General features: G+C 71.1%; 20 protein-coding genes. 9 read left to right on the top strand and 11 right to left on the bottom strand.

Going from position 1 to position 17,908, the window contains the following annotated elements; translation table 11 throughout:
• The 4 genes from HNO83_RS15620 to HNO83_RS15605 all read left to right on the top strand — a co-directional run.
• On the top strand, positions 1-518 hold a 518-nt coding region (locus HNO83_RS15620; protein ID WP_217499115.1), incomplete at its 5' end, for a hypothetical protein.
• A 650-nt stretch (positions 519-1,168) separates the two neighbouring features.
• On the top strand, positions 1,169-1,657 hold the full coding sequence (locus HNO83_RS15615) for a hypothetical protein (protein ID WP_175338444.1): 489 nt from the start codon (positions 1,169-1,171) through the stop codon (positions 1,655-1,657).
• 1,105 nt (positions 1,658-2,762) lie between these two features.
• Positions 2,763-3,332, top strand: coding sequence for a hypothetical protein (locus HNO83_RS15610; protein WP_175338443.1), 570 nt, complete (start codon positions 2,763-2,765; stop codon positions 3,330-3,332).
• A complete protein-coding gene (locus tag HNO83_RS15605) occupies positions 3,325-3,882 on the top strand; it encodes a hypothetical protein (RefSeq protein WP_175338442.1) in 558 nt (185 codons plus the stop codon). The genes HNO83_RS15610 and HNO83_RS15605 overlap by 8 nt, the downstream gene beginning before the upstream one ends.
• 125 nt (positions 3,883-4,007) lie before the next feature.
• Here HNO83_RS15605 and HNO83_RS15600 read toward each other — a convergent pair whose 3' ends face one another.
• The 6 genes from HNO83_RS15600 to paaA are packed head-to-tail and all read right to left on the bottom strand — an operon-like array spanning position 4,008 to position 8,440.
• Positions 4,008-4,778 (bottom strand): enoyl-CoA hydratase/isomerase family protein, encoded by a 771-nt coding sequence (locus HNO83_RS15600; RefSeq protein ID WP_175338441.1) that lies wholly within the window; start codon positions 4,776-4,778, stop codon positions 4,008-4,010.
• Positions 4,779-4,793: 15 nt separating this feature from the next.
• Positions 4,794-5,882, bottom strand: a complete 1,089-nt coding sequence (gene paaE / locus HNO83_RS15595; protein WP_175338440.1) for a 1,2-phenylacetyl-CoA epoxidase subunit PaaE — start codon at positions 5,880-5,882, stop codon at positions 4,794-4,796.
• A 2-nt stretch (positions 5,883-5,884) separates the two neighbouring features.
• Positions 5,885-6,367: a 1,2-phenylacetyl-CoA epoxidase subunit PaaD gene (gene paaD, locus HNO83_RS15590; RefSeq protein ID WP_175338439.1), complete on the bottom strand. Its 483-nt coding sequence runs from the start codon at positions 6,365-6,367 to the stop codon at positions 5,885-5,887.
• A complete protein-coding gene (gene paaC, locus HNO83_RS15585; RefSeq protein ID WP_175338438.1) occupies positions 6,361-7,179 on the bottom strand; it encodes a 1,2-phenylacetyl-CoA epoxidase subunit PaaC in 819 nt (272 codons plus the stop codon). The genes paaD and paaC overlap by 7 nt, the downstream gene beginning before the upstream one ends.
• Entirely contained in the window at positions 7,176-7,460 is a 285-nt protein-coding gene (gene paaB, locus HNO83_RS15580; RefSeq protein WP_175338437.1) for a 1,2-phenylacetyl-CoA epoxidase subunit PaaB, read from the bottom strand. The genes paaC and paaB overlap by 4 nt, the downstream gene beginning before the upstream one ends.
• On the bottom strand, positions 7,457-8,440 hold the full coding sequence (gene paaA, locus HNO83_RS15575) for a 1,2-phenylacetyl-CoA epoxidase subunit PaaA (protein WP_175338436.1): 984 nt from the start codon (positions 8,438-8,440) through the stop codon (positions 7,457-7,459). The genes paaB and paaA overlap by 4 nt, the downstream gene beginning before the upstream one ends.
• A 72-nt stretch (positions 8,441-8,512) precedes the next feature.
• Between paaA and HNO83_RS15570 the strand changes: the two genes are divergently transcribed.
• A complete protein-coding gene (locus HNO83_RS15570; protein ID WP_175338435.1) occupies positions 8,513-9,091 on the top strand; it encodes a TetR/AcrR family transcriptional regulator in 579 nt (192 codons plus the stop codon).
• A 93-nt stretch (positions 9,092-9,184) separates the two neighbouring features.
• Here HNO83_RS15570 and paaZ read toward each other — a convergent pair whose 3' ends face one another.
• Positions 9,185-11,233 (bottom strand): phenylacetic acid degradation bifunctional protein PaaZ, encoded by a 2,049-nt coding sequence (paaZ, locus tag HNO83_RS15565; protein WP_175338434.1) that lies wholly within the window; start codon positions 11,231-11,233, stop codon positions 9,185-9,187.
• Between the two features lie 49 nt (positions 11,234-11,282).
• Between paaZ and HNO83_RS15560 the strand changes: the two genes are divergently transcribed.
• Entirely contained in the window at positions 11,283-11,684 is a 402-nt protein-coding gene (locus tag HNO83_RS15560) for a PaaI family thioesterase (protein WP_175338433.1), read from the top strand.
• Here the strand turns inward: HNO83_RS15560 and HNO83_RS15555 are convergent.
• From HNO83_RS15555 to HNO83_RS15540, 4 genes are all read right to left on the bottom strand, one after another.
• Positions 11,662-12,570, bottom strand: a complete 909-nt coding sequence (locus HNO83_RS15555; protein WP_175338432.1) for a 3-hydroxyacyl-CoA dehydrogenase family protein — start codon at positions 12,568-12,570, stop codon at positions 11,662-11,664. The two genes, HNO83_RS15560 and HNO83_RS15555, sit on opposite strands and share 23 nt — an antisense overlap.
• Positions 12,567-13,313 carry an enoyl-CoA hydratase/isomerase family protein gene (locus HNO83_RS15550; protein WP_175338431.1) on the bottom strand — a complete coding sequence of 249 codons (747 nt, stop codon included), beginning with the start codon at positions 13,311-13,313 and terminating at the stop codon, positions 12,567-12,569. Before HNO83_RS15550 ends, HNO83_RS15555 begins: the two co-directional genes overlap by 4 nt.
• Entirely contained in the window at positions 13,310-14,494 is a 1,185-nt protein-coding gene (locus HNO83_RS15545) for a thiolase family protein (protein WP_175338430.1), read from the bottom strand. Before HNO83_RS15545 ends, HNO83_RS15550 begins: the two co-directional genes overlap by 4 nt.
• Positions 14,495-14,673: 179 nt before the next feature.
• The gene (locus HNO83_RS15540; RefSeq protein WP_175338429.1) at positions 14,674-16,191 is read right to left on the bottom strand and encodes a DUF7059 domain-containing protein; all 1,518 of its coding nucleotides are present in this window, start codon (positions 16,189-16,191) and stop codon (positions 14,674-14,676) included.
• Between the two features lie 32 nt (positions 16,192-16,223).
• Here HNO83_RS15540 and HNO83_RS15535 point away from each other — a divergent pair, with 32 nt between their 5' ends.
• From HNO83_RS15535 to HNO83_RS15525, 3 genes are all read left to right on the top strand, one after another.
• Positions 16,224-16,502: an acylphosphatase gene (locus tag HNO83_RS15535; protein WP_175338428.1), complete on the top strand. Its 279-nt coding sequence runs from the start codon at positions 16,224-16,226 to the stop codon at positions 16,500-16,502.
• Between the two features lie 24 nt (positions 16,503-16,526).
• Positions 16,527-17,420, top strand: a complete 894-nt coding sequence (locus tag HNO83_RS15530) for an aminodeoxychorismate lyase (protein WP_175338427.1) — start codon at positions 16,527-16,529, stop codon at positions 17,418-17,420.
• Positions 17,421-17,551: 131 nt separating this feature from the next.
• Complete coding sequence (locus tag HNO83_RS15525) at positions 17,552-17,887, top strand: hypothetical protein (RefSeq protein WP_175338426.1); 336 nt, start codon at positions 17,552-17,554, stop codon at positions 17,885-17,887.
• The last annotated feature ends 21 nt before the right edge of the window (positions 17,888-17,908 follow it).

The following is a 17,908-nucleotide window of genomic DNA, read 5'->3' as shown; positions in this document are numbered from 1 at the left end:
CACTGCCGCTGGGATGCGGCGCCCCGCCAGTGCAGGCGCACGACAACGTCAAACCCCCTGCACCGCCGAAACCACCTATCACCAAGGACGATCCCAAGAACCCTGAGCCGAAGGATCCGAAGAGCAAGAGTGATGTCCAAGACCGGCACGTTGAAGAGGATCAAAAGCGGATCCGCGAGCAACTCGCCCTCTGGGGGAACATACTGGGTGTGATTAGTGGGGCGCTCGGATTGGCAGCTCTCTTCATGGGGCCTCTTGCCGGGCCAATCGCAGCCGTGGCCTCAGGAGTTCTCGGACTTGCGGGCGTCATTCTCGGTTGCATGGCGACGGGTATCGATGCGGATTGTGTCGTGAACGCCATATTGGCTCTCGTGCCCGCGGGAGCGTCCGCTGTCACCATCGGTCTCAGAGGTGTCCTGAGACCGATCGTCCGCGATGCAATTGACGCGTTCGGGGCACTCATCGGTGCCCTCAGCGGTTGGAAGAGTGCGGGAAGTATCTGGCCGGCGGTTAGGTGACCATGATGAGTGAGACGACGCTCCCTTACGCGGGCAGTATGCCGTTGGCGATTCTGGCCATCACATTGCCGCTAGCGCTCGTGATCGGGACGACGATTGTCCATGCCGTATTTTCTCGGCGCATGTGGCGGGCCGGAGCGGACAGCAGGGCAGCGCGTGTGGCTGGCCTCGTGGGTGTGGGCCAGACTTACAACGCTGTTTGGGGCATCGACACGATTCGTGCGGTCCGCAGAATCGCCCGATTGCGCGGTGACCTCCCTCCCCCGAGGATGAGCCCTCACTTCGTTGTCGCAGCAACGGCCTCTGGCCTCTGGCTCATTCATGGGGCCCGGGGCGATCAGGGCCTCACGGTTGTTTGGGCGGAGGAATTCGAATCCCTGAAGGCCGCTGCCATCGGATATTCGGGCACTGGCTGGTTGATCAGATGCTCAATCCAGGGGCAGAAGATTGCGCTCCCAGTCCGCTTGAGCCATGTGTCGAGTGATTTTCTCAGTGCTGACTACAAATGGGCTGCGACGGAGGGCGAGAGGGTTGCTGCAACTCTTGGACGCTAAGCCGCGTATCCTGCGACGAGACCCGACGAAGGCACGTGAGTGAGAAGCCGGGGTGCCTGGAAGTATGTTGTACCGGTTGTTATCGGTAGTGTCCTGGTGGCGGTCGATATCGCGGGCGTGATCTTCAAAGCCGAAGCTGCGGGCGTCGATGCGGGCACGTTCGTCCTCGCAGTTCCGGGCGCCGTTGTCGAGAACGTGAGCGATAGGGTCGGCCAGCAATTGTTCAGGTTTCGAAGCCTTGTGCGCGATCGAAGCCTTGTGGCGAATCAGAGGTATCTGTCCCGCGTAGATGTTTCGGTCGTCGTCGCTGGGGACTCCATACAGGGTTGGGTGGGGTCAAGGCACCCTCAGCGAGCTTTCCTCCTACCGAAATCGGTGATCAGATCGGTTTCCGTTGCAGAAGCGCCGGCGACGCCGGTGCTGACGAAACCGGCTATGAAGGTCGGTCTCGAGTTCGACGGGGTGGTTGGCGACGTCTTCTTCATGTTCGGTGGCAGGAAAACAAGGTTTGGGTGGGAGCTGATGGATGCCTCTCAGACTCAGGAGATCGCGCGCCGAGTACAAGAGAAGCTGTTCCAACGATGAGGACGCGCAGACGTGGTCACCGCGTGAGCGCCGGCGCCGCATCGTCTTCGTACGACCACGCGGCAGCCGGATGAACCAGACTCATTCAGCGATCCCCGCCGCTTCATGGTGCGAGAGTGGAAGTGGGATTTCGTGTGAGCGCCGCAGTTGCTAGAACCCTGTTGGCTGGCGTATCGCTGTTCGTGCTTATTGGGATAACTGCGTGTGGGGCTGGGTCGGGGGCTAGGTCAGTCGCCGCAAGCATGGAGCAGACACGGGTGTTGGACGAGCGAGCTGAAATGCTGTGCTCGTCCTGGGCGGCATATGACCCTGACAATCCACATAACTATCGTCTATTGAGCGCACGCGACACCGATTTGAGTGATTTGCGGTCCTCCCTTGCGGCGGCCGGAGTCGCGTACGGCTCGGACAACATCCTTGCCGGCGATAGGCAGGGATACGCGGCTTTGTGTCTGATGCAACCGCCAGACGACCCAGAGGGTCGGCTATTGGGCTACATCATCGACGATCACGAGAACGGCTTTCTTGGAACGTGGAACCGATAGTTTTCGCGAGAGCCATCATCTCCTCCCGCCGTCACCGACCCTGCCTCAAGTGGCTCGTCTCCACGCCATCAGGTGAGCGCGGTCGCAGCGGCGGGAATCGCGGGTTGGGTCAGGGACGCCATCAAGGTGTCGTGGATGCGATCGGCGCGTCCGGCAGCGCCTTCGGTCGGATCGTGAGCGGAGGAGATCTCTATGTCACGTCGCGATGACTCCAGGCGTCCCACACACCCATCAGCTGCAGCGACTCAGCGGTGGGCCGGCGTGCTGGCGATGCTCTGCATCGTCTGTCTAGCCTGCGGTCTGATCGCGGTAATGGTCCGCGCGCCCGAGAGCGCGCGGGTCTGGGCAGTATGGACGATGCTCGTGAGCGCTTCGCTTGTGCTGATCGCCGTTGGCCTCTGGTGGGTGGCCGTAGTGAGGGAATCCAAGCGGGGATATACGACGATGGGCGGCTGGTTGCGCCATCTGGAACAGCGCGACCCTCGCACGGGGAAGGTGGTCCGCCCGGCCGGTGAACCGTACCCGCGACGAGACGGGGATGGTCGCTCGTGACGGATCGCATGACTGCTCTGATCGGCCTTTCGCTCGTACTCTGCCTGGCGATAGTTCTGCTGGCATACCTGTTCGGGCTGCGGTCTGTGCTGCGACTTCAGGGTCGCGCCATTTCGCGAGCCCAACCCGGAGCGGTGGTCGTGTCGTGCACGGCCGCATTCGTCACGACCCTGGCGTTGCGACGCATCGGCAGGAGCGATGGGAAGCGCTATGGCCCCACAGGGCGGGTGTACTCACTCGCAGCTTCGCAGGGTCATCTGCGCTTGCTCCGAGGTCGAACTGCTGAGACGATCGCGGACTTCGACTCCGACGCTATCCGGGATGTGCGGGTGGGAACCACATCGTGGGGTCTCGCGGACTACACGACTCTCTTTTTCGGAATCACTGTCGGCGGGAACACCTACGAGCTCCCCATCCGCATCAATGGCCCGCGCCAGACGTCGATGCTGACCGCGAGCCGCGAGTGGGCGGACGATCGCGCGGCGATGATCATCCGTGAGTTAGGGCTCCTGACAATGTCGGTTGACGTCGCCTACGTTCTTGATTCCCGTGGCCGTCTAGAGGTACTGGGTGTCTGAGCCTTCGATCGCCCATCCTGCTCTGGTCGGCCTCGTGCTTGTTCTGCCGCTGGCAGCGGTGATCGTTCCGGCGGTGTGGCACGCCGTGCGCACGCGCCGCTCGTGGAAACGGGGCACCCACTTCCGGGCCGAGCGCCTTGAGCGGTTGGACGGCCCCAATCAGACCTTCAATGCCGTGTGGGGGATCGACACCATCCTGGCCGTGCGGAAGATCGCCGCTCTTCGGGGCGATCCGCGTCCGCGGGTGAGCACCCACTTCGTGGTGGTGGTCTCGGTGTCGGGGATCCGGATGTTGTACGGCCACGGTGAGGACCAGGGGACGACCCACATCCGCCCGAGCGAGGTTCGGGCACTCCAGGCCGGCTCAGTTGGGCCGCCCGCCTTCACCGCATGGCTGCTCACGTGCGAGATCCGGGGACGAAGAATCGTGGTTCCCATCCGGTTGACCCATACGTCCAGTGACTTCCTGAACGCCGAATACGCTTGGGCTCAGAAAGCAGCCGTCGACGCCTACGCTCTGCTGACCGCCGCGGCTGACGGTTCCGCATGACGAACGCTGACCTCCCCTCAGGGATCCTCCCGAACAGGAGCGCTATCAATCGTGCGGCGTGGACGAGCCGCATCCCCCGACTCGCGAGAAAGATTCTCGGCTTACGCGGTAGCGCGCGTTCCCACTCACCGCCCGGTGAACCGCGGCGTCCGCTTCTCCTGGAACGCGGCGAACCCCTCGCGGTAGTCCTCCGTGTCGCGCAGCTGCGCCTGCGCCTTGTTCTCCGCCGCGACCGAGCCCCACAGGTCGAGGGAGCCGTCGCGGAGCGCGTCGACGATGCGTTTGCTCGCGAGGAACGCCTGCGTGGCGCCGGTCGCCGCGGCGTGGGCGGCAGCGTCGACGGCCGCGCCCAGCTGGTCGGACGGGAGGGACCGGGAGAACAGGCCGCCCGAGACCGCCTCCGCACCGGAGAGGAGCCGGCCGGAGTAGATGAGGTCGAGGGCGCGGTGGGGGCCGAGGCGGGAGACGAGGAGCCAGTGGCCCCCGGAGTCGAGCGTGGCGCCGAGCGCCGCGAACGGCGAGCCCACTTTGGCGTCGTCGGCGACGTAGACGACGTCCGTGGCGACCAGGAGGCCGAGGCCGACGCCGAGGCACGCGCCCTGGGCGGCGGCGAACGTGGGGGCGGGGAAGTCGGCGATTCGGTGCAGCAGGGGCGTGACGAGGCGGTCGAGGTAGCCGCTGACGTCGTCCGTCGCGGGGTCGACCCCGGCGATGTCGCGGCCGGCGCAGAAGGCGCGGCCCTCTCCGCGCAGCACGAGGGCGCGCACGCCCGCGGCGGCCGCGTCGTCGTAGGCGGAGGCGAGGTCGCGGAGGTCGTCGGGCCCGAGCGCGTTCAGCTTCCACGGCGCGTTGAGGGTGACGTGGGCGATGTCGTCGGCGATGTCCAGGTCGATCACGCGAAGCCTCCTGTTTCAGACGTCGTAGTCGACGACGACGCGGTCGGTGAGGGGATGGGACTGGCAGGTCAGCACGTAGCCGCGCTCGAGCTCCTCCGGCTCCAGCGCGTAGTTCTCCGTCATCCGCACGTCGCCCGAGACCAGGCGGGCGCGGCAGGTGCCGCAGACGCCGCCGGTGCAGGCGAAGGGGACGTCCGGCCGCACTCGGAGGGCCGCGTTCAGCACCGACTCGTTGGCGTCGACCGGCGTGCTCACGCTCGACGTCATCCCGTCGAGCGTGAACTCGATCTCGGCGGTGCGCTCGCCGTCGTGCACCACCACCGGACGGCCGATGTCGCCGCGCGGCTCCACGGGGTCGCCGGTGGTGAACAGCTCGAAGTGGATGCGGTCCCGCGGCACGCCGTACTCCTCCAGCACGTCGCGGCACAGCTGCACCAGTTCGAACGGGCCGCACAGGAACCACTCGTCGACCGACGACGGGGGCACCAGCGCATCCAGCATCCGCCGCAGCCGGTCCTCGTCGATGCGGCCCGACAGCAGCGGCGCGGACCGCTGCTCGCGGGAGAGCACGTGGTGCAGAGCGAGGCGCGACGGGTAGCGGTCCTTCAGGTCCGCCAGCTCCTCCAGGAACATGACGTCGATCGCCGTGCGGTTCGTGTAGACGAGGGTGAACCGGGAATCGGGCGAGCCGGAGAGGACGCTGCTTGCGAGCGCCATCAGCGGGGTGATCCCGGAGCCGGCGGCGATGCCGACGACGTGCCGCCCTGCGGTGCGGGCCGGATCGATCGTGAACGTCCCCTGCGGACTCATCACGTCGATCCGGTCGCCCGGCCGCAGCTCGCTGGTCGCCCAGGTGGAGAAGGCGCCGCCCAGGTCGCGCTTGATCGCGACGCTCAGGCGCCCGGCCGACGGCGGGCGGCACAGCGAGTAGCTGCGCCGCAGTTCCCGCCCGCCGACGTGGGCGCGCAGGGCGACGTGCTGCCCAGGCAGGTAGTCGTACTCGCCGCGCAGGTCGTCCGGCACGGCGAAGGTGACCTCGACGCTCGCAGCGGTGAGCGGCCGCACGTCGGCGACGGCGAGGGAGTGGAAGCGGGCGCGCGCCATCCTCAGAGCGCCTTGAAGTGGTCGAACGGCTCGCCGCAGCCGCGGCAGACGAACAGCGCCTTGCACGAGGTCGACCCGAAGTGGGCGACCTCGCGGGTGTCGAGCGAGCCGCAGTGCGGGCACTTCACCGACAGGCGGAGGCTCACCGGGCCGGTGGCGGACGGCGGGGCGATGCCGTACTCCTTCAGGGCGGTGCGGCCCTTCGCGCTGATCCAGTCGGTGGTCCAGGCGGGGGAGAGCTCCAGCCGCACCCGTACGTCCCCGAAGCCGGCGGCGGCGAGCGCGCGCACGACGTCCTCCCGGATCGCATCCATGGCCGGGCAGCCGGAGTAGGTGGGGGTGATGACGACCTCCACACCGTCGTCCCTGACGGTCACCTCGCGCAGCACGCCCAGGTCGTCGATGCTCAGCACCGGCACCTCCGGGTCGACGACCGCGGCGGCGGCCGACCAGGCGCGGGCGGCGTCGGCGTGATGCGTCACCATGTCGCCCCCGGGTGCTGCCGTGCCAGCACCTGCAGCTCGGCGAGCAGCGGCGCCAGGTGCTCCGAATGCCGGCCGCGACGTCCGCCACCCGAGGCGTGGAACGCCTGCGGCGGCTCCAGCCCGGCCTCCGCCAGCACCGGCGCGGTGTCGGCGTCGAATACGGAGCGAAGGGTGGAGGGGCGCACGGCGACGCCGTCCAGCTCCTCCAGCACAGGCTCGTCGGCGAACAGCTCGTCGACGTACGGCCACAGGTCCTCCATGGCGCGCAGCAGGCGGCGGCGGGACTCGTCCGTGCCGAGGGCGAGGCGCAGCATCCACTGGTCGGCGTGGTCGCGGTGGTAGTCGACCTCCTTCACCGCCTTCGCGGCCACCCCGGCGAGCACGGGGTCGGTGGACGCGCGCAGCCGGTCGTACAGCGCGTACAGGTAGTGCGCGGCGGCGAGCTGGCGCACGATCGTGTGCGCGAAGTCGCCGTTCGGCTGCTCGAACAGGTGCGCCGAACGGAAGTCGCCCTCGTCGCGCCAGTAGGCGAGGTCGTCCTCGCTGCGGCCGTCGGCTGAGCCCGCGTAGCGCAGCAGGCTGCGGGCGTGGCCGAGCAGGTCGAGCGCGATGTTGGCGAGGGCGACGTCCTCCTCCAGCTCGGGCGCGCGCGTGATCCAGCCGCCGAGGCGCTGGGCCAGCACGAGGGAGTCGTCGCCGAGCCACAGGGCGTACTCGGCGACCGCGGGGGAGGCGGGGGCGTCGGAGGTGACGAACTCGTCGGAGAGGGTGACGGCGCTTAGCTCGACGTGCCCGTGGTCGGTGTCGGTCACAGGTGCTTCACCCCCTCGGCGGCGGTGTAGTAGGTGGCGTGGCGGAAGTTCTTGCCCTCGGGGGAGGTGAAGAAGGCGTCCTTGGCGTCCGGGTCGCTCGCGGTGATCGCGTCGGAGCGCACCACCCAGATCGAGACGCCCTCGCCGCGGCGCGTGTACAGGTCGCGCGCGTTGCGGACGGCGAGCTCCTCATCCGGGGCGTGCAGGGAGCCGACGTGGACGTGGCTGAGACCCCGGGAAGCGCGCACGAAGACCTCCCAGAGCGGCCACTGCTCGCTCATGCGACGGCCTCCGCGGTCGCCGCCGCGCGCGCGGCCGCCTGCTTCGCGGCGTACGCGGCAGCGGCCTCCCGCACCCAGGCGCCGTCCTCGTGGGCCTCGCGCCGCCGCTGCAGCCGCTGCGCGTTGCACGGGCCGCGGCCGGCGATGACCTCCTGCAGCTCGCTCCAGTCGATCGGGCCCAGGTCGTACGCCTGCCGCTCCTCGTTCCAGCGCAGGTCGGGGTCGGGCAGGGTGACGCCGAGCGCCTCCGCCTGCGGCACCAGCATGGCGACGAAACGCTGTCGCAGCTCGTCGTTGGAGAAGCGCTTGATCTTCCACCCCATCGAGCGCGCCGAGTTGGGGGAGTCGGCGTCGGGCGGGCCGAACATCATCAGCGAGGGCCAGTACCAGCGGTCGACCGCATCCTGGGCCATCTTCTGCTGCTCCGTCGTCCCGCGCATGAGCGTCAGCAGGATCTCGAACCCCTGCCGCTGGTGGAACGACTCCTCCTTGCAGATGCGCACCATCGCGCGGCCATAGGGGGCGTAGGAGCAGCGGCAGAGCGGCACCTGGTTGCAGATCGCGGCGCCGTCGACGAGCCAGCCGATCGCGCCGATGTCGGCCCAGCTGAGGGTGGGGTAGTTGAAGATCGACGAGTACTTGGCCTTGCCCGCGAGCAGCTGCTCGGTGAGCTCGTCGCGCGTGACGCCCAGGGTCTCGGTCGCCGAGTAGAGGTAGAGGCCGTGGCCCGCCTCATCCTGCACCTTGGCCATCAGGATGGCCTTGCGCTTCAGGCTCGGGGCGCGCGAGATCCAGTTGGCCTCCGGCTGCATGCCGATGATCTCGGAGTGGGCGTGCTGCGACATCTGGCGGATGAGCGTGCGCCGGTAGTCGTCCGGCATCCAGTCGCGCGGCTCGATGCGGTCGTCGGCGGCGATGAACTCGTCGAACCGGGCCGCCTCGGTGCTCGCCTCGGTGCTCGCCTCGGTGGTGGTCTCCATCGACCTCCCCTTTACTTACTGATCGTTCGGTCAGTATATGCCGGATCGGGGCCGCCGTGCCAGACTGGGCGCATGACCGACGTCCTGCGGCGCGGCCGCCCCGGCTACGACCAGCGCGGCATCCTCGAGGTCGCGGTGGCCGCGTTCAACGAGCACGGGTACGACGCGACGTCGATCGGGATGCTCGCCGACCGGCTGGGGCTGTCGAAGTCGGCGATCTACCACCACGTCTCGTCGAAGGACGAGCTGCTCGGGCTCGCGCTCGACGAGGCGCTCGACGGGCTGGAGGGCGTGCTGCGGGCTCCGGAGGCCGAGACAGGCACAGCGGCGGACCGGCTCGCGTACGTGCTGCGTGGCGCGGTGCGTGTGCTCGCCGACCGGCTCCCGTACGTGACGCTGCTGCTGCGCGTGCGCGGCAACACCGAGGTGGAGCGGTCGGCGCTGGAGCGACGGCGCGCGTTCGACCACGCGGTCGCCGCGCTCGTCGCGGAGGCGCGAGCCGAGGGCTCCCTGCGCGCCGACGCCGACCCGGCCGTCGTCGCGCGCCTCCTCTTCGGCATGATCAACTCGCTCACCGAGTGGTACACCCCCGAGGGCCCGCTCACCCCCGACGACCTCGCCGACACCATCCTCGCCCTCGCCCTCCGCTGACCCGGGGTGCCGCCCAAGCCATCAGCTCCTGAGTTCTTCAAGCGACGCGCCGCGGTTCGGTCGAAGAACTCAGGAGCTGATGGCTGGGGGCGGCTACTTGGCGACGAGGGTGAGCACGTCGTAGGTGGCGACGAGCTCGTCGCGCTGGTTGAGGATGCGGGCGTCCCAGCGCACCTCGCCGTAGTCGTCCGTCTCGCGCGGCGTGATCTGCTTCGCGGTCAGGGCGACCCGGATGCTGTCCCCGGGCACGACCGGCGTCAAGAACCGGAGATCCTCCAGGCCGTAGTTGGCGAGCACCGGGCCCGGCTCGGGGTCGACGAACAGCCCGGCCGCCCACGACACCAGCAGGTAGCCGTGCGCCACCCGGCCCGGGAAGAACGGGTTCGCGGCGGCGGCCTCCTCATCCATGTGCGCATAGAAGGTGTCGCCGGTGAAGGTCGCGAACTCCTCGATGTCGTCGAGGCTCACCCGCCGCGGCCCCGACTGCACCTGGTCGCCGATGCGCAGCGTCGCCAGCGACTTGCGGAACGGATGCGGCCCTTCCGCCGACACCGCAGCGCCCGGGTGCCACACCCCGGTGATCGCGGTCAGCTGGTCGGGGGAGCCCTGCAGCGCCGTCCGCTGCATGTGATTGAGCACCGCCCGGATGCCGCCGAGCTCCTCGCCGCCGCCCGCGCGTCCCGGTCCTCCGTGCACGAGGTGCGGCATGGGCGAGCCGTGGCCGGTGGAGGTGCGCGCGTCGTCGCGGTCGAGCACCAGGATGCGGCCGTTGTACGCAGCCGAGCCGAGCACGAAGGTACGCGCGAACGCGGGGTCGTGCGTCGCGACGCTGGTGACCAGCGAACCGCCGCCGCGCACCACCAGCTGGACCGCCTCCTCAGCGTCCTCGTACGCGAGCACGCTGGCAACGGGCCCGAACGCCTCGACGGTGTGCGCCTCGGGTGTCCACGCGTCGGCGAAGCGGAGCAGCATAGGAGCGACGAACGCGCCCTCCGGCGCGACCCCGGCCGTGCCGTCGGCGTGCGTCACCGTGGGCTGGTCGAGGCCGCCGAGCACCAGCTCGCCGCCGGCGGCGACCAGCCGCGCGACCTGCCGCAGCACCTCGTCGCGCTGGGTGCGCGACGCGAGCGGCCCCATGGTCACGCCCTCCGCGCGCGGGTCGCCGACGACCACGCGCGCCGCGATCCGGTCGCGCACGGCGGCGACCACGTCGTCCACGAGCGGCGCCGGCACGATCGCCCGCCGGATGGCCGTGCACTTCTGGCCCGACTTGGCCGTCAGCTCGACCACGAGCCCCTTCACGTACGCGTCGAACTCGGGCGTCCCGGTCACCGCGTCCGGCCCGAGCACCGAGGCGTTGATGGAGTCGGTCTCGCTCGTGAACCGCACGCCGCCGGTCTGCACGGCGTCGTGCGCCTTCAGCTGCTCCGCCGTGGACGCCGACCCGGTGAACGCGACCAGGTCGCCGAGCCGCAGGTGGTCGAAGAGGCCCGGCACCGACCCGGAGACGAGCTGCAGCGTGCCCGCCGGGAGCAGACCGGAGTCGACCATGATCCGCACCGCCGCCTCGGCGATGAACGCGGTCGGGGTCGCCGGCTTCACCAGGGTCGGCATCCCAGCGAGGAACGACGGGCCGAACTTCTCCAGCATCCCCCATACCGGGAAGTTGAACGCGTTGATCTGCACCGCGACGCCCGGCAGCCGCGTGTAGACGTGCCGGCCGAGGAAGCTGCCGTCCTTCGACAGCGACTCCGCCGGCCCGTCGAGCACGACCTGCGCGTTCGGGAGCTCGCGGCGGCCCTTCGACCCGTAGGTGAACAGGGCGCCGATGCCGCCGTCGACGTCGATCCAGGCGTCGGCCCGGGTGGCGCCGGCCTGAGCGGACAGCGCGTACAGCTCGTCCTTCCGCTCGGTGAGGGCCTGGGCGAGCTGCTTCAGCAGCAGTGCGCGCTGGTGGAAGGTCAGCTCGCCGAGTGAGCGCTGGCCCACGGTCCTGGCGTGCTCCAGCGCGGCGGCGAGGTCGAGGCCGGCTGTGCTGACGCGGGTGATGAGCTGGCCGGTGGAGGCGTCGAGCACGTCGGCCGCGCCGTCCTCGGTGTCGGGCGTCCACCATCCATCGCGGAGGTAGCTGGGCAGGATCATGGATGGGCTCCTTCAGATCGAGGGGCGGGTGGATGCGTAAGCTGGCGGCATGGCCGACGGCGACTGGACGATCGAACTGGGTGAGCTCGACACGAAGATGGGCGTGCGCATCCTGGAGCAGTCGGCGGAGCGCGTGGTCGCGACCATGCCCGTCGAGGGCAACCGCCAGTCGTTCGGGCTGCTGCACGGCGGGGCGTCGGTGGCGTTCGCGGAGGCGCTGGGGTCGTGGGCGGCCGTCATCCACGCGGGTCCGGGGCGCAGCGCGGTCGGCGTCGACATCAACGCGACGCACCACCGGTCGGCGCGCTCGGGGCTCGTGACGGGCGTCGCGACGGCGATCCGGCTCGGCCGCACGATCGCGTCGCACGAGATCGTCATCACCGACGAGGAGGGCAACCGGCTCTGCACGGCGCGCATCACCAACCTCATCATCGACGCCCCGGAGCGATAGGCCCGTCGGGGGCATCCGGAGCGCCGCCCGGTGCGTCGCCCTCGGTCCAGTCGTAGAAGCCGCGGCCCGACTTCCGCCCGAGCATCCCCTCGGCGACCATCCGCCGCAGCAGCTCCGGCGGCTCGAACCGCGGGCCGAGCTCGCGCGAGAGGTACTCGGCGATGTCGAGCCGCACATCCAGCCCGACGATGTCGGTGAGCCGGAGCGGGCCGACCGGATGCTTGTAGCCGAGCGTCATCGCCGTGTCGATGTCCTCTGGCGTCGCGACGCCGTCCTCCACCATCCGGATCGCCTCGAGCCCCAGCAGCACGCCGAGCCGCGACGAGGCGAAGCCGGGGGAGTCGCGCACTGTGATCGGCGTCTTGCCGATCGCGCGGATCCAGCGCTCGGCGGCCTCGGCGGCGGTCGGCGCGGTCGCGGTGCCGGTGACCAGTTCGACGAGGGTGGACGCGGGCACGGGATTGAAGAAGTGCATCCCGAGGAACGCGCCCGGCCGTTGCAGCCCCTCGGCCAGCACGTCGATCGACAGGGACGAGGTGTTGGTCGCGAGCACCGCATCCACCGGGAGCAGGTCCTCCGCCCGCTGCAGGGCCTCGCGCTTGAGGCCGACCAGCTCGGGCACCGCCTCGACGGCGAGGCCCGCGCCATTCAGCGCCTCCCACGTCACGGTCACCAGCAGGCGCTCGGGGTCGGGCGTCGCGGCGCCGCGGCGGACGCTGGCCTCCACCGCCGCGAGGATGCGGTCGCGTGCCTCGGCCGCGGCCGACGCGTCCCGCTCGATGACGACGACCTCAGCGCCCGCCATGAGGAAGGCGTGCGCGATGCCCGCGCCCATCCGTCCGCCGCCGATGACGGCGACGCGCTCGGGAAGTGCCGCTTCGTTCACGGGCGTCTCCTCCGCTCCAGGAACTCGGTCATCCTCCGGTGCTTCTCCGGGGAGTCGAACAGCTCGGCCTGCGCCTCCCGCTCGGCAGCGGGGTGGCGGCCGGCGGGCTCCCGCAGCACGCGCTTGGTGTGCCGGGTGGCGAGCGGGTCGTTGGCGGCGATCCGGTCGGCGAGGGCGTGGGCGGCGGCGAGCAGGTCGTCCGGCTCGTGCACCGACGACACCAGGCCAGCGGCCAGGGCCTCCTCGCCGGTCAGGATGCGGCCGGTCAGCACGAGCTCGGTCGCGAGCGGCAGCCCGACGAGCGCGGGGAGCCGCCAGAGCGCACCGGCGGCCGCGATGATCCCGAGGCCGGTCTCCGGGTTGCCGATGCGCAGCCGCGGCGTGCCGATGCGCAGGTCGGCGGCGTACGCGAGCTCGGCCCCTCCGCCCAGCGCGTAGCCGTCGAGCGCGGCGATGACCGGCATGGGCAGGTCGGCGATGCGGGTGAAGACGGAGTCGTTGATGCCGAGCGCGGCGTCGGCGGCGGTGCGCTCGCGCAGTTGGGCGATGTCGGCGCCCGAGGCGAAGACTCCGCCGGAACCGGTGAGGATCAGGATGCGCGGCTCGCGCTCCAGGGACGCGCACACGTCATGCAGCTCGTCCACCATCCGCTGGTCGATCGCGTTGCGCCGCTCCGGCCGGTCGAGGGTCACCACCACGCGGTCGGGGAGCTCGTCGACCGTGAGACTGCGGGTGCCGCTCATACCGCCTCCACGATCAGGGAGGTGCCCTGGCCGACACCGACGCACATGGTGGCGAGGCCGTGGCGGGCGCCCTCGCGCTCCATCCGGCCGAGGAGGGTGACCAGGATGCGCGAGCCGCTCGACCCGAGCGCATGGCCGAGGGCGATCGCGCCCCCGTCGGCGTTCACCGTCGCGGGGTCGAGGCCGAGTCGGCGGATGCAGGCCAGTGCCTGGCTGGCGAACGCCTCGTTGAGCTCGACCGCGCCGAGGTCGGAGACGTCGAGGCCGGCGCGCGCCAGCGCCTTCTGCGTTGCGGGCACCGGGCCGAGCCCCATGACCTCCGGGGCGACCCCGGCGCTCGCCGCGGCGACGATCCGGGCGCGCGGCCGCAGCCCGTGGCGCTCGACCGCCTCCGCGCTCGCCACGACGATCGCCGAGGCGCCGTCGTTGAGCGGGGAGGCGTTGCCCGCGGTGACGACGGAGCCTCCGGGGACGACGGGCTTCAGCCGCGCGAGCGCCTCCAGGCTGGTGTCGCGCCGGATGCCCTCGTCGGCCGCGACGGGGCCCGCGGGGGTATTGACCGCGAGCAGCTCGGCGTCGAAACGGCCCGCGTCGGCCGCCGCGGCCGCCCGCCGGTGGCTCTGCACGGCGAAGGCGTCGGCGTCCTCGCGGCCGATCCCGTCGATCCTGGCGACCTCCTCCGCCGTCTCGGGCATCGTGTAAGTCGCCTTGTCGCGCTCCAGCAGCCGGGGGTTGGTGAAGCGCCAGCCGATCGACGTGTCGTACTGCGGGCCGGGCTTGGCGTACGCCCGTTCAGGCTTGCCCTGCACCCAGGGAGCGCGGGTCATCGACTCGACGCCGCCCGCGACGACGAGGTCGGCGTCGCCGGCGCGGATGCCCTGCGCGGCCTGGATGACGGCGGTCAGGCCCGAGGCGCAGAGCCGGTTGACGGTCAGCGCGGGGACCTCGTCGGGGAGCCCGGCGAGCAGGACGGCCATCCGGGCGACGTTGCGGTTGTCCTCACCGGCCTGATTGGCCGCGCCGAGCACGACCTCGTCGAGTGCGTCGCCCGGGACGCCCGCGCGGCGGACCACCTCGCCGACCACGAGCGCCGCGAGGTCGTCGGGCCGGACCCCCGCCAGCGCGCCGCCGTAGCGGCCGACCGGCGTGCGTACCCCGTCGACCAGGTAGGCCTCCGCCATCGTGCCCTCTCCCTCGACGCCACGAATTACCGAACAATCGTTCAGCAATTGCATCGTCGCAGAACCCGCCCTCGCAATCAACCCGCCTCCCGCACCATCCGCCCGCCGTCGAGTCCGCAAAGACTGCACGCGACACGCCGTGCGAGCGTGCAGTCTTCGCGGACTCGACGGTGGGGGGGTCAGGCGCGCAGGAAGCAGTCGGTGAGGAGGGCGCGGGTGGCGGGGAGGAGGTCGGCGCGGAGAGCGAGCTCGTCGACCTCGAGGAGCTGGGCGAGCGCGGCGACGATCGCGCCGACCGCCAGCTCGCCGTCGCAGGCGCCGACGAGGGCCGCGAGGCCCGTGTCGGCGGAGACGACCCGGCCGAAGCCGCCGCCCTGCCGCAGCAGGATCGCCGTCGGCGCGTCCGCCCCCGGCCACAGGTGCCGCTCCTCGGTCACGTCTCCCGACACGACCGGCCGCAGCCGCGCCAGCGCGTCGTCGTCGAGGGCGGCCTGCAGGTCGTGGGCGGCGAGCGCCTCCCCGAGGTGCACGCCGAGGCCGGCCTCGTTGGCGCCGAGCGAGCCGTGCAGCCGCTCGAACCGGCGCAGGGTCGGCACGCCGGCCGTCCGGCGCAGCAGCAGGTAGCCGAAGCCGACCGAGCGCACGTCCCGCTCGGCGAAGTCGTCGAGCCAGGCGCCGAGCAGCCGCTCGAAGTCGGGCGTGCCCGGCCGGGTGCCGCCGTCGCGGATCCAGGTCTCGGCGTACCGGATGTCGTCCTCGACGTCGCGCTCGATCACCCAGGCGTCCAGCGGCTCCGGGGACGCATCCACCCACTCCCGTACGCGCTCCAGGCCGTCGCCGGCGCCGCGGTACTCCCAGTTGCCGAGCAGCTGGGCGACACCGCCCTCGGTGAGGTGCTCCGCGCAGCCGCGGACGAACGACGCGACCAGCCCGTCGCCGACCATGCCGCCGTCCCGGTACTCGTATGCCGGAACGCCCTCGGTCCGCGGCGTGATCACGAACGGCGGGTTGGAGACGATGTGGTCGAACCGCTCTCCGGCGACCGGATCGAACATGCTCCCGAGGCGCAGCTCGACCCCGTCGATCTCGTTGAGCGCCAGGTTGAGGGCGGCGAGCCGCAGGGCGCGCTCGGAGATGTCGGTCGCCACCACGCGCCGGGCGTGACGCGCGGCGTGCATGGCCTGGATGCCGCATCCCGTGCCGAGGTCGAGCGCGCTGTCGACCGTGCGCTGCAGCATCAGTCCGCTCAGGGTCAGGGAGGCGCCGCCGACCCCGAGCACGTGGTCCTCCGGCAGCGCGTGGCCGAGGGCGAGCTCGCCGAGGTCGGAGACGATCCACCAGTCGGCCGGGCCCGCCGCATCCACGAAGCTGTACGGGCGCAGGTCGACCGCGGCGGTCACCGTGTCCGCGGCGGCCGCGACCAGCCCGAGCGCCTGCGCGCCGCCGACCCCGAGCCGTGGGAGGGCCGTCTCCGCCTCGACGCGCGCGACCGGACGCCCGAGCACGAACAGCCGGGCCAGCGTCGCGAGCGCCGACGGCTCCCGCCGCGCGAGCGCCCGCTCGGCCGGGACCCGCTGCCCGCGGTGCAGCGCCTCCGCCGCCTCCTGGCCCCACAACCCGGTCAGACGGTCGACGGTGAGGCCCGCGGCGATCAGGTCGGCGCGGAGGTCGGGGATGCGGTCGGCGGGTTCGCTCATGCCTTTCATTGAAGCAGGAGCAGAATGGGGTCGTGATCCGCAGGAGAGCGATCGTCGCCGGCGACGTGCAGGGCGTCGGGTTCCGGTGGGGCGCGCGGGAGGCCGCGCAGCGCCTCGGCGTGACCGGCTGGGCGCGCAACCGCAGGGACGGCACCGTGGAGGCCGAGGTCGAGGGCGAGCCGGAGCAGGTGGAGCGCATGCTCGACTGGCTGCGGGCGGGTCCGCCGGGCGCGAACGTCGAGAGCGTCACCATCTCGGAGGCGGAGACGCGTGGCGACGACGACGCGTTCCGCATCCACGAGACGGCCTGACCCGGCGGCGTGGAGAATGGTCGCATGACGCGTGCCACCCTGCTGACCATCACCTCGCCCACCGGGACCCCCGAGCCGGGCGACCCCGGCTACGTCGTCGCCGACTTCGACGCGCCCCAGGTGCGCATCACCGACCTGTCGGTCACCCGCGGCGACGGCGTGTTCGAGACGATCGCCGTGATCGGCGGGCACCCGCAGGCGCTCGAGCCGCACCTCGCCCGGCTGGCGCACTCCGCCGCCCTGCTCGACCTGCCCGCCCCGGCGACCGACGTGTGGCGGGAGGCGGTGCGCGCGGGCGTCGCCGACTACCTGACCCGCAACGGCGGCGCCGACGCCGAGCTGTTCGCGAAGCTGATCTACTCCCGCGGCGTGGAGGGCGAGGGCCGCCCGAGCGGCTGGCTGTTCGTGGATGCCGGCGAGGACTTCTCGCAGGCGCGGCTCGGCATCCGCGTGGTCACGCTCGATCGCGGCCTGCGCCACGACGTGGCCGAGACCTCGCCGTGGCTGCTCGCCGGTGCCAAGACGCTGTCGTACGCGGTCAACCGGGCGGCGCAGCGCGAGGCGGTGCGCCGCGGCGCCGACGACGTGCTGTTCGTCAGCAGCGACGGCTACGCGCTGGAGGGGCCGACCTCCAACGTCGTCACCCTCACCGACGGCGTCGTGCGCACCCCGAACACCGACCAGGGCATCCTCGCCGGCACGACCCAGGCGGCCGTGTTCGACTTCTTCGCCGAGCGCGGCCTCCGCACCGAGTTCGCCCCGCTCACCCTCGACGAGGTGGTCGCCTCCGACGCGCTCTGGCTGGTCTCCAGCGTCCGGCAGGCCGCCCCGGTGACGCACCTCGACGGGCGCGAGTACCCGGTGGATGCGGCCCTCACGGCCGACCTCAACGCGTACCTGCTCGCACGCACCGAGTGAGGCGCAGACCGTCCGTTACACCCGGATTCGCGGCTGTCGGTCCCAACGCCTAGGCTGAACCCACCGCGCGGGCGAGGGAGCCCGGCGCACGGTGCGAAGCCCGTCCACGACCCGGGGAAGGAGGGCGCGAGATGACCGAGCATGTGCCGCGCAGCATCGAGCTGCTCCGCCAGCAGGCGCGCGACGAGCTCTCCGCGATCATCGAGCACCGCTGCCGCGCCGGAGAGGATCCGTGGCAGTTCATCCCCGACCTCCCGAGCGTCGACGAGCAGGTCGTCATCTCCCTCCGCGCGGTCGCCATCGATGCGTTCGACCTGGCCGAGGAGCAGTCCAGGGCGCACCACCCCGCGGCCGGCCGCGACGTCTTCGCCCGGTTCGAGTACGGCGTGCTTCGGCGCATCGCGCTGGAGCATCCGGAGCTCAGCGAGGCGGTCTGGGGGATGCTCGACAAGGTCGAGCGCGCCTGACCGCCCTGCGGGACTACCCTG

It is taken from the genome of Leifsonia sp. C5G2, from assembly GCF_013359685.1.
GTDB lineage: Bacteria > Actinomycetota > Actinomycetes > Actinomycetales > Microbacteriaceae > Leifsonia.
This window is presented reverse-complemented; position numbering and strand designations above follow the sequence as displayed.